Raw genomic sequence first — 15699 nt, 5'->3', positions numbered from 1 at the left:
GAATTATAAATTATGAATTATGAAAACTTTTATCATTCATAATTCATAACTCCTCTTTCTTAACTCATCTATGAAGCTACAAAAGACGACTTTAATTTTGATACTGCTAGCGTTCGGTTTAGGTGGTTTTGTTTACTTCTATGAAATTAAAGGTACACCTCAGCGAGAGGAAATAAAGGACAACAAGCAGCAAATTTTCTCCTTTAAAGAGGACGATGTGCAGTCTTTGACTGTCAAAACTAAAAATCAGACCCTAAATTTGGAACGTACTGGCAAGTCTGATGAAAGCAAGTGGGAGATAAAATCTCCGGAAGTCGCACCAGCAAGTAACGCTATTGTAGGTTATTTGATGAATTTGCTCGTAGAAGGAAAGAGTGAGCGGATGATATCCATCCCAGCTAACCAGCTTACAGAATTTAGTTTAGATCAGCCTCAAGCAACTATTGATATAAAACTCAAGAATCAGAAAACACATCAGTTGATTTTAGGTAAGCCTGACTTTAACCGCCGTTTCATGTATGCTCAAGCTGACCCTCCTGCAAAACCAGATGGAAATGTTAATGTCCTGTTAGTATCTACAGATTTTGAAAATGCTGTTAATCGAGAACTGTCAGAGTGGAAACAACTCCAGCCTATAAATGATAGTGTGAAGCCTACGCCCAATCAGGGTAAACCTACCCCAGCAAATGGCAAATAGCCGCTCGATTTTGATGTAGCCCGATGGCACAATTATTTTTCACTTGATATCAGTCCTCATGAGTGCCAACTTTACGTTGGTGTATGATGAAATCGATGACGTTCTTGTGCTTTTTATGGAACTTAAGTAGCTCCAAATAAGCAAAAGGAACAACTATGGGCCATAAAATAGTAGCTATGACCAAAATCACAATAGAAAATAAGCGTTGATCTGAATCCATCTCTTCATCTGCTAGAAAAAATACTAGCCATTCATTGAAGAAACAGCAAGCCATTATCAAGTAAACTATAATTGCCAAATTAATGATTAATATTGGTGCCATGATATGGTTGTAAATAAAACTAAGCCCGCCAGTAAACTTGCCTCATGTTTGTCGCAACACCCTACTATATATATACAAATTTTATCTGAGTTCTCTATGTATAGTATGTTTTCTACTATACTTCTTAATTTTTAGGAACGTCTCGCTTAAACTACTATCCAACTTTATTCTATACAAAATAAAATTGTGTGTGATTTTTACTTTCGTTTCTCAAATTAGCACTTAGCTATAGCTGCTGAACGTTTCAACGTACAAAATATGTAAAAATTAGTACCCTACTAATAACTATCAAGCAGTTGTACAGATACTTTCCCTCAACAGTTTCAGAGCTATAGATTTGTGGAAGCAGCCAGTATACTGATTTCACGCAAGATTAATGCTACTTACTGTAAGTGGTTCATGCAAAAAATCACTAACACCCGCTTATGCTCTTTGCTTAAAGTAGTTATTATAAATTATTTTCTATAAAAGAAATAAAATTTCTGTGAACATTCAAATAAAACAATATTTTTTATTAAATTAATTTCATTGAAAATAAAGAAATTTTCAATGAAATTGACTGGCAAATTCAGAAGTCTTTTATCAAGCAAAGTCTATAAAATGAGTGAGTCGCAAGTCATTATACTTAAAATACGTCTTCCAAAGTATCCTTAGTCATTGAATGTATCCATGACAAGTCCAACAGCAACATTGCTAATTTCCTGTCCGGATCAAAGAGGGTTAGTCGCGAAAATTGCCAATTTCATCTACGCTAATGGTGGCAATATTATTCATGCGGATCAACATACAGACTTTGCAGCAGGGTTATTTCTTACTCGCATTGAATGGCAGTTAGATGAGTTTAATCTGCCGCGTGACTTAATTGCACCAGCATTTAATGCCATTGCTCAACCATTGCAAGCCAAATGGGAATTGCATTTTTCCGATACTGTGCGGCGCATTGCGATTTGGGTAAGTCGTCAAGACCATTGTCTATTTGACCTGATTTGGCGACAACGTGCAAAAGAATTTACTGCTGAGATTCCTTTGATTATTAGCAATCATCCTGATTTAAAAGTGGTAGCAGAGCAATTTGGTATCGAGTATTACCACGTTCCCATCACAAAGGAAAACAAACAAGAACAAGAAGCTAAGCAACTGGAATTGCTACAGCAGTACAAAATAGATTTAGTTGTATTGGCAAAATATATGCAAATTCTGAGTGGAGAATTTATTGCCAAATTTCCACAAGTGATTAATATTCATCATTCATTTTTACCAGCTTTTGTTGGGGCAAATCCTTATCACAAAGCTTTTGAACGTGGTGTGAAAATTATCGGTGCCACCTCTCATTATGTGACTGATAATTTAGATGCAGGACCAATTATTGAGCAAGATGTGGTGCGAGTCAGTCACCGCGATGAAGTTGAGGATTTGATTAGAAAAGGTAAGGATTTGGAGAGAGTTGTATTAGCAAGGGCAGTGCGTTTGCACTTGCAGAATCGTGTATTAGTGTATGGCAATAGGACAGTAGTATTTGAGTAAATTATGCTTTTTCTTCAATTTAGGCTGGTTTAGAAGCGTTGCTGAAACAAGATATAAATTTACAGTAAACATAAAATTCTTGTAGGGTGTGTTAGGCGCAGCCTTTAGATATGATTTGTAACGACAAACATGACATGAGCGCCTAACGCACCATCTTAATGTCGGTGCGTTAGGCTAAAGCCGTAACGCAACGGCAATAAAGCGGGAGGAACATCCACACCGCTTTTTGCCTCCCCTACTTAAGATTTACTAATCAGAAGGTAGGGGATTTTCAACCAGCGATCGCGTTTTTCCTTCTATTTTTTCGGAGTTACTAATTCTAGTGTTTTCCAAAAGATGAGACACCCAAGGTAAAGCGACAAAAATTACCCCTAAAACGACTAAAAATACAGAAATTCCAAAAATTTGGTCACGAGGAATTTCGAGAACACCGCGTAAAATAACTTCTCGCAAAGCAGAAACAATGGTAATTTCCACTGCTGCTCCTACGGATATTTGTTGTACTTGCAAGTAATCAAGTAACAAGCGAAATAACTCTACCAAAATCAAAATGAACAAGATATCAGATGTTACTTGCCGTAAATCCAATGGATGCAAAAAAGAGGAGAACATATCTCCCAGTCGTATAAGCATCACACAGAATAAACCAAGGCATAGAGAAATAATGATAAAGTCTTGAAAAATCTCCAGGTTACGTACAATTCTATCTCGCTGGAACAAATTGTTTAACCCTGTAATCAGCCGTTTTGGCATGGTATCTCCGGACAGTGTAGGTTCGTCCAGATCCATGATAAGCAATTTCAAATTTAAAATCCAAAACGACAAAATTTTGTTTTGATAGTCATTTCAGTAAATAAACTGAGTCAAGGACAAAAAAATATCATCTCTAGGAATTAAACGAGTATAAAAACTAAAAAGCCTGCCTAAGCAGACTTTGTTTGTATAGCTCCGTCCTTTTAATATGCGAGCATTACACGAACACTATTTACTACCAAAAAGTGCAAATAATTTTTCCTCAGTAGGTTCAACTTTGGAAACACCATTCAATTCATGCCGAAGCTGAGAAATTGATTCATATATTTGCTTACGAGCGCGGTTCGTGTTACCTAATGGTTGATGTTCTGGTAAGGAATGCCACGGATTGTAAGATAGATTCTCACAAAACTCCATTTGTTCGCGAGAGTCAAATTTTTGAGGAGGAACTTTGATAGTAGCGACTTTGTGAAAAGGAGATTTCCATTCAATCGATGAATCTTCAATCGGCATTTTTTCAGCGTCTGTTTGATACTGAACCAAAAAATCAAAACTAGCTCCTTTGCTGTTTAAATGCTCGACCATTGCCTCACGGAGATAGTTGGGAGATTTAGAAACTTCCTTACCCGAAATATTCTCAGCAGAGGGTTTTGCCGAAAATTTAATTGCTCTATCACCAAATTTGTACGGCGTCATGCTCCAATATTGATTTTCCAGAGGACTGACAATCTTTTTACTCTGAATTGACCTGGCAATTATCAATTCTTGCAAGCGCCATTTCAATGGATTGAAACCAGGCAAGAAAAATTTTAATGGTATAGTACCCTTCGCTGCTCTAATGGCAGCAAAAAACTCAACATAATCCTGGAGATTCCGAATAAGAAATACAGGATAGTTGACCAAAATAAAGTCTTGAGTGTTCTTTTCGTCTTCAATCAACTTCTCGCCTTCCACACCCAAGAGTTTCACAGCCATACCGCGACCATCACCTTTTGTATCAGGTTGGGCTGCATTTCCTGAAGCATTGGAAAAGCGAATACACGCAGTAAACTTCTTTCCTGGTTCTTTGAAAACGCCAACTTTCATTTCTTCCGGTAAGTTGGTTTCAACAATAAATTCCCCTTGAACACAACCATGATGTTTAGCGTGAGCATCTCGTCGGGCTGGGCGATCGCCAGCTTGATAGTTTTGCTCAATCTGCTGTCTGGTCATTTGTTCAATGGCTTCGATAGCAGACGCCTCGTTTGGTGTTGGATATTCCCTACCAAGTTCTAATTTGCCTTTTTGAGTTTGCATAGATCAGTTTTGGGTAGTGGGGAAGAGAAATTCGTATTTTGCACCGAGTCGTCTCAATACGGTTCGGATAAGACTTGATCCCCCCAACCCCCCTTGGTAAGGGGGGCACCAACCCCCTTTTTAAGGGGGCAAGGGGGATCTTCCTGAACATGAACATAGTTAACCGAACTGTATTGCGAGTCGTCTATCAATTTTGATTTGAGGGGTTCGTAGTAAGCGCTTTAGCGGTAAAGCGCTTACTACAACAAAAGAAAAAAGGCAAAAGATATAATTTCTCTTTTGACTTTTGACTTTTTATTTACCTTGGGTCAAGGTTACTTTATAGCGTTTGTCTGTTTGGGGAATATTGCGATGTAGAACATCCGAAAGATTCCGGGTTGTCTGAATAATTTCCATGCCAATTGGTGAAAATGTTTTTTCGTTGAAAATATTTTCAGCCAACAGGGGGTTCGTTAATGCTTGCGAAAAAGCATCGATGCCTACCAGTCTACCAATTAAGGCACCTACAGCAGAGTTCTCACGCGTATCTTCAGCGAAGAGTCCTACGTAGAATTCAATGTTGTCTACATGACCGTATAAACGTTTCAGCAGTTTTTGAGCTTCTACATTACCAGTAATCTGGTCGAAATCGGTGACTCGTGGAAACTGACACAATTCCCGGTAATCATTGTAGCTTGCTAAGCGTGCATCCCTACCCTGTTGGATGCTCTTTAAATCTGTGTCAATTAGGAAGGGTGCGGTGTTAAAAACACCTATTTCTCCAGCTGCTTGATTGGAAGCGTCCTCAAACAAGCGTCCCAAACCCCTACTAGTGAGCATTTCCGTGTTCCATTGTGTCTCGGTTATGGGTATTTTCTGGCTATCCAAATAAACTTCATTTGGTACTAGACTGTGCCATCGATATAACAAATTAAACTCCAGAGTCATCCAATTTTGCCGATACCACTTTTCATTTGTAAAAGATAATGGATCGACAAAGAATTTGAAGTGGTAAGGAGCAATATGATTAATATATTCTTCAAGAACAATTTTAATTAACAAAACAATGACAATATTTCTCGCTGTTTGAAAGAGTCGCTCGTCATCCCAATCACTATAATGAGCTGCTAGAACATCACATATACGATTGTGTTCTCTTAAGAAAAGGGTGTTCATCATCACGTAGCCAATTTGCACATTGCCCCTCTCCTTACCCATTGCAAACAGCTTTTCTTTTTTAGCTGGCTCTAGTTCAGATTTAGGTAGAACTTCATCGGGAGATTTGAACAGAGATTTGAATTCTTCTTTAACAACTCCGTTCTCAAAATAATAGGGGGAATATTCCTCGCCATTAATCATCTGACTCTTGAATTTACCACCTTGGTGTGACCTCAGGATGTCGGTCATTTTTTTGTTTAAGCCATACAAGGGACTGACATCAATTTCATGGTTTGAGGTATTTTTTAAATTATTAGTGCGGTCAGTTCTTAAAAATCCATCCGTAAACCATTGGGCAAAATACGGAAACAAGAGAGTGGATTTAGAAGACAAAATTGGATCGCCTTTTCTTAAGAACAACTCCTTGAGTTCTTCAAGCGAAGGCAGTTTGTTCTCATCTACATTCACAGGTGGTAAATGACGCCCACTCCAAGTTCTATCAGTTAAGGAATCCCATGAGGTGTATTCCCCTAATGTGCTTAAAGGATAGGGGCGGGTTTTGCTTTTGTATATTGCACTATTAATCAGGAATTTGTTAATCCGCCGCTTAAGAGAGTTCTTGCTTTGGACAAGGTCCCAGAACCCTTTAAAATGAGTTAAAACGTAAGACTCTAACTGATTTTTGATCCCGTCGTTAACAAGACTTCTGCTTTCTTTCATAACGGTATTCCTATGATTTTGCTGTCTGGTATTAGGGTAAATTTAATTTTCAAGACAATTTTTAATATTTCGTTTTCAGAGAATAGCAATAACAAGTCAGCTACCTAGACTAGAAATAGTTAACAGAAACTTTTAGTCGGCTAGCACTTGCATTGTAAAAATTTATAACGTTATTTAGCAGTACCCCAAAGGGTACTCTTTAAAAACATGATTGAATGGAGTAAATATATTCAAAGAAAAAAGAAACTATCCGGAAAATTAAGAAATTTTTTAGCTGCGTAGTTATAAGTCAAATCACCGAAATAAAATATTCAAAAATGCGGTTTATTTATGAAACAGACGAGTTTCCTAGCCATAATACAATACCGTTGGTGCTTAGACCAAAACCGTTATCAAGACGTCAATGTAGAGACGTTGCATGCAACGTCTCTTGCATTGGTTATCGTTTTTGCAAATTGTCTTATCTAAACCGTATTGGAGTGTAATCAATCAATTTTCATGTCAAACCTAGCCTGCTCGTAAATTTCGTTAAACAAGCTTTGTAAGTCTATCAGTGGTTCAACATCTTTTGATGCTAAAGATAGAGAAAATGGGGAAATTGACTATTTGTTGCACATTGAAGCCATACAGATGGAATATTGGATGGCGATCGCCTAGGGCAGTGCGCTCTGCGCAATCGCCTGTGTTCATCAGTATGCAATAATTACTATTTGACGCATTTTATACTCCTTACCGCTCACTCATTTTTTTTCTGAGAACGAACGCAATAGTATTTTCTACTCAGCTAAGATCGACTCATAATAAAAAAAGAGTTAAGAAAGATTAAGCTGGACGATCTTTGGTATGAGCAAAACAGCCTTGAATTTAACAGCAGTATCTATTTTTGTGATGACGATGTCTTGTCTTTTGGGACCGTTGTTTCACTTGTCACCTACAGTCCCGGCAATTGCCACCTTTGCTGTTTTGGGAATAGCAACTTTCGATGCATTTAGTTTACAAGGTAAAGGCGGGAATTTACTTATAGATTCGCTATCTGGTTTTTCACCTGAACACAGAGAACGTATCATTCACCACGAAGCAGGACATTTTCTCGTCGCTTATCTGTTGGGTATTCCAGTTATCAGCTATACCTTAAGTGCTTGGGAAGCACTCAAACAAAAACAACCAGGGCAAGGTGGCGTGAGCTTTGATGATGGCGAATTAGCATCCCAACTGGAACGCGGTACAATCAGTGCTCAAATAGTTGACCGTTACTGCACAATTTGGATGGCAGGTATTGCCGCTGAAACACTGGTTTATAAAAACTCTGAGGGAGGAGTTGATGATAAAAGCAAGCTATCAATGGTATTGACAAATTTAGGATTTTCTGCATCAACTTGTGAGCAGAAACAGCGCTTTTGTACCCTCCAAGCCAAAACGCTCCTGCAAGAAAATTGGTCGGCATATCAAGCTTTAGTGAATGCAATGCGACAACGTGCATCAGTTGCAGAGTGTAGGAATGCAATTGCACAAGCTGATCAAGAAACAGCCTGAAGATGTGAAGCGTTAGGGAACATAAGGCGATCGCAACCAATAACACGATTACGTCCAGTCGCTTTAGCTTGCAACAGGTGTTGATCGGCACGTTCCAACAAGCTGGTTCCCTTGGTATCATCTTCTGGTTGTAAACAAGCCGTTCCGACGCTGATTGTAATGTTAATAGTGAGTTTGTCGTTAATTGCAAATGGTTGCTCGCTAACAACACGATTGAGACGACGCGCCACCAGCAGTGCTTCGTCGCAGGTAGTGTTGGATAGAATAATGACAAATTCCTCTCCACCATAGCGGAAAGGGGTGTCACCAAACCGCAGATTGTGGCGCAGACGGTGACATAAAAGCTGCAACAGGCGATCGCCAACCAAATGCCCATACTTATCATTCACTTTCTTAAAATAGTCCACATCCAGAATCATCAATGAGAGCGCATCTCCATGACTACGGGCTTTTTGAATGTGCCTCGGTAAGTCCGCGTTTAAGGCACGGCGATTCTTCAATTCTGTCAACGAATCCGCTAAGGATATAGCTGTCAACCAATCATTTGTCCGCACCAAATCGCGATACTTCTGTGCCTTACGCAAGCCTACACTCAAGTGAGCTAGCAATAATTGTTCGTTGGCAGTTTCCTCTGCTGGAGGGTTGTCTGTTTTTTGCTTTGGTAGCTGCCAAATGTAAGCATCAGCTCCTTGGCGTAGTGCAGCACAAGTCATCTCCAACTCCCATTCCCTGCCAAACTGAGTTTTCAGAGCCAGCAACTCGGGATTATCCTCCACCAGGATACAGTAAATCCAGGATAGCTTTGTCTGTTCTTTCAACCAACGGCAGAGTTCCATACTGCCATGCAAACTAGCCTGTACCAGTATCACGTCAGGCGGCTTGATTTTGATGCGCGACACCGCCTGATTTACATTAGCGATCGCTTCTACGCTAAAAGTGGATGCATCACGGAGCCGATCTGGAAGTGTGGCGAGAAAATGATCACCTCCGAAGACCAGAATAGATATATTCATTGCTCTGCTTTTTGCCCTATTTCAACTTTAAGGGTGTATTTCTGGTTATATTTACTGATGCTCCCTGATTACTGATTGTGCCGATACATTAAGAACTGCAAAAAACTCATACCCCCTTGCTCTGTCCTACACTCAAAAGGAGTTGCTCTTGAGGGCGGACTCCCGACATAAAACGAGTTGATTGGTAGGGGAGGTTGCTCCGGTACTGAGTTTTTTACACCTTTTCCCCAGCCGATATTTTTGGCAACGGGGGGCACTGATTATTCCCTGATATTATTTCACTCTTATGTCTACCATAAATCTGTCATTTTTCGCCTCATGGTAGTTGAGCTTTCCTTATACAATCGCTGTCCTTTCGATTACTGATACAGGATGTCTGCCGTGTAAGCATTTCTTTCAAACAGTAGAAATACCGAATATTTTATGCAAGTATGAAGCTATTTATCTAATACTTTAGATAGATTTTTGTGAAATTATGGTAAAATCAACAATCTAAACTCTTCCTCGCGTAAAGAACTTTTTGAGGAAAACAAGCGATCCAGAAGAGCGTATATTCAATAAACCATAACCTTTTTCCTATATTGCTTGACAATTTGTCAAAGAACTACGTAAAACTACGTAATATTAACTTTTTATAAAAACTGACTCTAACAATTTAACCTGGATTTAACAACAAGTCATTCTAGCCACTTCAAAAGAGCAAAGATTGACAGGAATTTTGTGGCGGTGATGCCCTTAAAATCAGGTGTAAAGTATGAATGATGAAATACGAATCAACTACAAAAAACTTCATCATTCATCCTTAATCATTCATCCGTGTTGATAACCTTCCACAGTGTAACCGGCAGCGACAATTGCCTGTTTGATGGACTCTTCAGAAGCTTGTGCTTCCACAGTCACAGTTTTCGCTTTGACATCCACATCCACCTTGGCATCAGGTTCGACAGTGTGGATCGATTCGGTAATCGTTTCTGCACAGCCATCACAGGCAATATTCGGTACTGTCATTTTTAATGCCATAATCTACCTCTTTTAGGGAATTTTGATTTATTTTTCTGCTTTTATTCTAATAATCGTCAGCACACTCGCTCATCCTACCAAAGTTAGGTGAGTGTGGCACAACATAATAGGTACACAAGCTACGACCTTAGCAACGCTTGGTGGTCGCAAACAGAAACAAAATGCAAAAATGGGGACTAGGGACTGGGGACTAGTACCGCAGGGCGGAAGTCAAAAGTCAAAAGCCAAAAGTCAAAAGACTTATACCGTAACAATGAAAGCTGATTTGTAATGGTGAAGCAGCGCTCTTGGTAGGGTTTCCCTCCGCAGGCGACTGCTGAACCCGAAGGGTAGCTTTATTTCCGCCGTCATGTACTAGGTCTTTTCCCAATCCCGAATCCTTAGTTATTGAAACTAATTTTGTAAATACTCATGTCTCATCATCCCCAGTACCTCGGCGGTAACGAAATTCGCGCCTTATTCCTTGACTTCTACGCCCAACGGGGACACCAAATTCTCCCGAGTGCTTCCCTTGTTCCAGAAGACCCAACCGTACTGCTGACGATCGCGGGGATGCTACCATTTAAACCCATTTTCCTGGGACAGCGGACACCAGAATTCAAGCGTGCTACCACTTCCCAAAAATGCATCCGCACCAATGATATCGAAAACGTCGGACGCACCAAACGGCATCACACGTTCTTTGAAATGTTGGGGAACTTCAGCTTTGGGGACTATTTTAAAGAACAAGCCATAGCTTGGGGTTGGGAGTTGACAACAAAAGTCTTTGGTTTACCGCCAGAACATCTTGTTGTCAGCGTCTTTGAGGAAGACGACGAAGCTTTTGAAATCTGGCGTGATAAAATCGGCGTCCCGGAAGCTAGAATTAAACGTTTGAGGGAAGACAACTTTTGGAATTCTGGTCCTACTGGTCCTTGTGGTCCGTGTTCAGAAATACACTACGACTTTCACCCCGAACGCGGCGATGAGAATATTGATTTAGAAGACGACAGCCGATTTATCGAGGTTTACAACCTCGTCTTCATGCAATACAACCAGGATGCTCAAGGGAATTTAACACCACTGGCTAACAAGAACATCGACACTGGGATGGGTTTGGAAAGGATGGCGCAAATCCTCCAAGGAGTTCCCAACAACTACGAAACTGATTTAGTTTTCCCCATTCTTAAAAAAGCAGCGGATATTGCTGGGATAAACTACGAATCGGCTGATGAGAAAACCAAAGTCTCCTTAAAAGTGATTGGCGATCATATTCGTGCCGTCGTCCATATGATAGCCGATGAAATCCGCGCTTCCAATGTGGGACGAGGTTATGTGCTGCGTCGCCTGATTCGTCGCGTTGTGCGTCACGGGCGATTAATTGGAATTCAAGGAGAATTTACCACCCAAGTTGCTGAGAGTGCGATCGCTCTTTCAGAATCAGCATACCCTAACGTGCGGCAACGCGAAAACGCCATCAAAGCAGAACTGCAACGCGAAGAGTCTCAGTTTCTGAGAACTTTGGAACGCGGCGAAAAACTGCTTGAGGAAATCATTGCTGAGGTGCAAGGCAAAGGCGAAACCCAAATTAGCGGTGAAAGTGCCTTTACTTTGTACGATACCTACGGTTTCCCCCTGGAACTCACTCAAGAAATTGCTGCTGAAAACAACCTCACCGTTGATGAGGCGGGTTTCGATGCAGAAATGCAAAAGCAAGTAGAACGCGCCAAGGAAGCACACAAAACCATCGATTTAACCGTGCAAGGTTCTCTCGACAAGCTGGCGGAACACATCCACGCCACAGAATTCTTGGGTTACACCCAATCTCTAGCGACATCCAAAGTCGAGGTGGTGTTGGTAGGCGGCGTTTCCCAAGAAGAAGCAGAAGCAGGAACAGAAGTACAAATTGTCCTCGACCAAACCCCATTTTATGCAGAGTCGGGAGGACAAATTGGCGATCGCGGTTATATATCCGGCGATGGCGTTCTCGTGACAATTCACGATGTGAAGAAAGAATCTGATTTCTTCGTTCACTTCGGACGCATCGAACGCGGTACAATCCGAGTAGGAGATGCTGTAAGCGCACAAATTGATCCAGCTAATCGTCGCCGCGCCCAAGCCAACCACACCGCAACTCACCTATTGCAAGCAGCGTTGAAGAAAGTTGTTGATGAAGGGATATCCCAAGCAGGTTCCCTCGTATCCTTCGACAGGTTGCGGTTTGACTTCAACTGTCCGCGTCCTCTGACACCAGAAGAAGTGCAGCAAGTTGAGGAATTGGTGAACATTTGGATTGGCGAAGCACATTCTGCCAAAGTGGAAATTTTACCTTTAGCAGAAGCAAAAGCCAGAGGTGCTGTTGCCATGTTCGGTGAAAAGTACGGCGAAGAAGTGCGCGTAATTGACTTTTCTGGTGTATCAATGGAACTGTGCGGAGGAACGCATGTCAGTAATACTGCGGAGATAGGCGTTTTCAAAATTGTCTCGGAAGCTGGGGTAGCGTCGGGAGTGCGGCGAATCGAAGCTGTTTCTGGTCCTGCTATCTTAGATTACCTGAATGTCCGTGATAAGGTTGTGAAGGATTTGAGCGATCGCTTTAAGGTAAAACCTGAAGAACTACCAGACAGAATCACCACTCTGCAAAACGAACTCAAAACCAGCCAGAAGGAATTGGAAACACTCAAATCACAGCTAGCGATCGCCAAATCTGATAGCTTGCTACAAACAGTCGAATCTGTCGGCGATTATAAAATTCTCATCGCCAAGATGGAAGACGTTGATCCAGAGTCCTTAAAAACCGTAGCCGAACGCTTGCTGCAAAAAGTCGGTAATGGTGCGATCGTCCTGGGTTCCGTTCCAGAAGAAGGAAAAGTCAGCCTAGTTGCTGCTTTCAGTCCTGAGGTGAACAAAAAAGGCTTGCAAGCTGGGAAGTTTATTGGTGCGATCGCCAAAATATGCGGTGGTGGCGGTGGTGGACGCCCAAACCTTGCACAAGCAGGCGGACGCGATGCGAGTAAATTACCAGAGGCGTTGGAACAAGCCCGCAGTGAGTTGAAGTCAGCATTGGGTTAATTGTATTTTCTTGTGGGGCAGGCATCTTGCCTGCCTGGAAAATTAATTTATATGTTTATCAACAGCGCTGCTAAACTGCTCATAAGAAGAAACTCCTACAATTGTTTCTACTAAGGAACCATCGAAGAAAATTAAAACCGCTGGAATGCTGCGAAGTCCAAATTTTTTGAACATCGGCTTGTTGTTATCCACGTCTACCTTAACAACTTTGGCGCGACCTTTGTATTCCTGGGCGAGCTTATCCATTAATGGACTAATCAAGCGACAAGGACCACACCAAGTAGCAGTAAAGTCAACAATAACAACTTTCTGTTCACTTAAAAGAGCATCAAATTCGCTTTCTTGAATGTAAGCAACTATTTCAGTTTCAGTAGACATTTCTTGATTCCTTAATATCAAACTAAAGTTTTCGTAACAAGGGGACTCTATAAACTCTATAGTACGAGCAATTGCCCACTTTGCAACAAAACCATAGTTCACAAGTCGCAAGTATGCTCCCACAACTCATATTTTCGCTAGCGCTGCGATAAATATCTGCACCATAACTACGGCTCTATTCCTTCATCAATCCAAACATCAATTGCTGTTTTTACCTCTAATTCAGTCATGCTAGACCATTCTTTTTCGTTAATAGTTGTTTGAAATACCGCCCTTTTACCGTGACCAACTTTTTCTATTACGTGTCCGCGATACATTTTTTTAGGCTTAATCATTTTTATTGACTATTTTAACTTGCTATTTTAACTTGCTATTTTAACTTGATTGTTACAATTATGGTGCAATAGATATCGTAATACAAGGCAAAGTATATACTTTGTCATTCATAGATACAATAAGAATTTTTCAAATCGATAATCTAGAAGATTTTCGCACATAAAAATCTAGTTCCCTTAATCAGTTACTCAGTCAGCATCATTTAAGAGAAAAACATAATTATCCAAGGCTATTACACCTCATCACTCATTCAACCAGATGATACTGCCAACATTAACTCATCAATTTTTGAGTTATACTGTTGCTCCACCTAACCTCTCATGAAGTGCGATGGCACGGAGTCCCCGCCGCAGGCGATGATCCCAAAGGGAGCCGCGCAAGGCGCGATGGCGCAGAGCGCCCGCTTCGCGATCGCATAATAAAATAAAAAAGGGATGCTTGTCTCAATCCCTTTTCCAAAAACTAATTTTATTTTGAGTAGGTATGATTAGAAAACTCGAAAAATAAATGGATAACGGAACGGTTCATCAGGCTTGGTGAAACAGTGCAACAGCGCCCAAATTGTCAGTCCCCAGTGCAGTGCAAAGCCAAAAGCAACAACGGGGAAGAACAAAATTCCGCCAAGACCAAAGGTGAGAAAAGATAAAATCCCAATTGGAACTCCAATTAAGATTGCCCAGAACCAAACATTGAAGTGAAAATTAATTGATTCTTTGGCGTTGCTTTTAACAACTGGGTCGTCGGAAACTAGGTTAATTACAATTGGAACCCCAATCGAAAATAATGCTGTACTAAAGAAAATAGCCCCATGACACAGAGATGATAGCAATTTGCGCTTATCTGAATCGTATGTAACTTGCATCTTGGTGGTGGCTCCTCAATTCGCTTTCTTGCTTCAATTTTAACGGTCAGCTAATAGATTTAGCATTGCAGGTTACCGTACTTAGAAAGCTTTCAGGGTTCTCCTTGAGTGCAGATTAACTTTGAGTGCGACTCATCAACTATACGTTATGAGGTTTACCGAACCCCCACAGTAGAAGAAAAGTTTACAGCTAACAAGCGGTGCTTATTGCTTCAACGTCACTGCGGGGTGCGATGGCGGGGAGCGATCGCCTTTGGTGATCGCACGGAGGTCGGTACTCTGTGCAATCGCACTTTTGTCCCGCTGAGTCCTGAGCCTGCGGCACGGCTTCGCCGTTAGCGTTAGCTCCTCCGGAGGAGGCACGGACACGCTGCGCGACACGCCAAGGGCGAACGCCGTTAGCGCAAGCTCCTCCGGAGGAGGTACGGACACGCACTCGCGTTCGTGATAGCAAAGGCTCGCCTGAGCGTAAAGCGCATGCTCCGCGAACGGCGATCGCAAATGTTGTAGGTTGAGCTAACGATAGTGAAACCCAACAATACCAATAACTACCAACTCATCTGCTTTTTTACATCTAAATGGAGACATCTGTTAAAGGTGGCAGCAGAGATAACATAAAGTAAGGTGAACCCCTAACTTGAAATTACTTAACAAAGGCGGTATACAATGGGTCGTTTAAATCCCTTCTCACTTCAAATGCAGATTACCCAAATGTTTGAGCAAGGGCAATCATTTTTCGCCACCATCAAAGTGCAGGATTGGTTGAAAGAACGCAATAAAAATCCCGCAGATTACGACATTCTTTTCCATCAAAAACCCGCACCTCCTGGTTCAAAATCAGTTATGGTTGTTGAAATTGAGTTGCGTCGCAAAGATGGACAACCTGTTGAGCCGTGGTTGCAAGAACAAGCCAATCTTCATGCATGATAGTTTTACAATGGCGGGTATTGTGTATCCCAATTTATGAAATTAGTATAAATTTTTCCAAATAAGAGCGTTCCGTTTGCGGAACGCTCTTTTTTATCTTGAATGAGTTATAGGAATTTTATAATAATTG

Annotated in this window: 15 protein-coding genes; 5 read left to right on the top strand and 10 right to left on the bottom strand. The window is 41.2% G+C overall.

What is annotated here, in order from left to right; genetic code table 11:
* Positions 1-70: 70 nt before the first annotated feature.
* Both V5G28_RS11610 and purU read left to right on the top strand, forming a co-directional pair.
* Positions 71-697: a DUF4340 domain-containing protein gene (locus V5G28_RS11610; RefSeq protein ID WP_332997411.1), complete on the top strand. Its 627-nt coding sequence runs from the start codon at positions 71-73 to the stop codon at positions 695-697.
* Between the two features lie 991 nt (positions 698-1688).
* Positions 1689-2543, top strand: a complete 855-nt coding sequence (purU, locus tag V5G28_RS11605; protein WP_332997409.1) for a formyltetrahydrofolate deformylase — start codon at positions 1689-1691, stop codon at positions 2541-2543.
* A gap of 249 nt (positions 2544-2792) precedes the next feature.
* Here purU and V5G28_RS11600 read toward each other — a convergent pair whose 3' ends face one another.
* The 4 genes from V5G28_RS11600 to V5G28_RS36660 all read right to left on the bottom strand — a co-directional run bounded on the left by V5G28_RS11600 (position 2793) and on the right by V5G28_RS36660 (position 7048).
* Complete coding sequence (locus tag V5G28_RS11600; protein WP_332997688.1) at positions 2793-3296, bottom strand: phosphate-starvation-inducible PsiE family protein; 504 nt, start codon at positions 3294-3296, stop codon at positions 2793-2795.
* Positions 3297-3524: 228 nt separating this feature from the next.
* On the bottom strand, positions 3525-4592 hold the full coding sequence (locus V5G28_RS11595; RefSeq protein WP_332997407.1) for a catalase family protein: 1068 nt from the start codon (positions 4590-4592) through the stop codon (positions 3525-3527).
* A 294-nt stretch (positions 4593-4886) separates the two neighbouring features.
* Positions 4887-6449, bottom strand: a complete 1563-nt coding sequence (locus V5G28_RS11590; protein WP_332997405.1) for a peroxidase family protein — start codon at positions 6447-6449, stop codon at positions 4887-4889.
* 485 nt (positions 6450-6934) lie between these two features.
* Positions 6935-7048 carry a DUF4058 family protein gene (locus V5G28_RS36660; RefSeq protein WP_442994254.1) on the bottom strand — a complete coding sequence of 38 codons (114 nt, stop codon included), beginning with the start codon at positions 7046-7048 and terminating at the stop codon, positions 6935-6937.
* A gap of 244 nt (positions 7049-7292) precedes the next feature.
* On the opposite strand from V5G28_RS36660, the gene V5G28_RS11585 reads away from it, so the two are divergent.
* Positions 7293-7982, top strand: coding sequence for an ATP-dependent Zn protease (locus V5G28_RS11585; RefSeq protein WP_332997403.1), 690 nt, complete (start codon positions 7293-7295; stop codon positions 7980-7982).
* Here the strand turns inward: V5G28_RS11585 and V5G28_RS11580 are convergent.
* On the bottom strand, positions 7967-8995 hold the full coding sequence (locus V5G28_RS11580) for a GGDEF domain-containing protein (protein ID WP_332997401.1): 1029 nt from the start codon (positions 8993-8995) through the stop codon (positions 7967-7969). The genes V5G28_RS11585 and V5G28_RS11580 overlap by 16 nt on opposite strands.
* Positions 8996-9805: 810 nt before the next feature.
* A complete protein-coding gene (locus tag V5G28_RS11575) occupies positions 9806-10015 on the bottom strand; it encodes a heavy-metal-associated domain-containing protein (protein WP_096562426.1) in 210 nt (69 codons plus the stop codon).
* 411 nt (positions 10016-10426) lie between these two features.
* Between V5G28_RS11575 and alaS the strand changes: the two genes are divergently transcribed.
* On the top strand, positions 10427-13066 hold the full coding sequence (gene alaS, locus V5G28_RS11570; RefSeq protein ID WP_332997398.1) for an alanine--tRNA ligase: 2640 nt from the start codon (positions 10427-10429) through the stop codon (positions 13064-13066).
* Between the two features lie 42 nt (positions 13067-13108).
* Here the strand turns inward: alaS and trxA are convergent, their stop codons facing one another.
* The 4 genes from trxA to V5G28_RS11550 all read right to left on the bottom strand — a co-directional run bounded on the left by trxA (position 13109) and on the right by V5G28_RS11550 (position 15096).
* Complete coding sequence (trxA, locus tag V5G28_RS11565; RefSeq protein ID WP_332997396.1) at positions 13109-13444, bottom strand: thioredoxin; 336 nt, start codon at positions 13442-13444, stop codon at positions 13109-13111.
* 167 nt (positions 13445-13611) lie between these two features.
* Entirely contained in the window at positions 13612-13779 is a 168-nt protein-coding gene (locus V5G28_RS11560) for a hypothetical protein (RefSeq protein WP_332997394.1), read from the bottom strand.
* A 488-nt stretch (positions 13780-14267) separates the two neighbouring features.
* On the bottom strand, positions 14268-14642 hold the full coding sequence (locus tag V5G28_RS11555) for a DUF4870 domain-containing protein (RefSeq protein ID WP_332997390.1): 375 nt from the start codon (positions 14640-14642) through the stop codon (positions 14268-14270).
* A gap of 190 nt (positions 14643-14832) precedes the next feature.
* Positions 14833-15096, bottom strand: a complete 264-nt coding sequence (locus V5G28_RS11550) for a hypothetical protein (RefSeq protein WP_332997388.1) — start codon at positions 15094-15096, stop codon at positions 14833-14835.
* 212 nt (positions 15097-15308) lie between these two features.
* Here V5G28_RS11550 and V5G28_RS11545 point away from each other — a divergent pair, with 212 nt between their 5' ends.
* Positions 15309-15569 carry a hypothetical protein gene (locus V5G28_RS11545; protein WP_096562432.1) on the top strand — a complete coding sequence of 87 codons (261 nt, stop codon included), beginning with the start codon at positions 15309-15311 and terminating at the stop codon, positions 15567-15569.
* The last annotated feature ends 130 nt before the right edge of the window (positions 15570-15699 follow it).

Origin of the sequence: Scytonema sp. PRP1, from assembly GCF_036697665.2 — a bacterium.
In the GTDB taxonomy this organism is placed as follows: Bacteria; Cyanobacteriota; Cyanobacteriia; order Cyanobacteriales; family Nostocaceae; genus Kalymmatonema; species Kalymmatonema gypsitolerans.
This window is presented reverse-complemented; position numbering and strand designations above follow the sequence as displayed.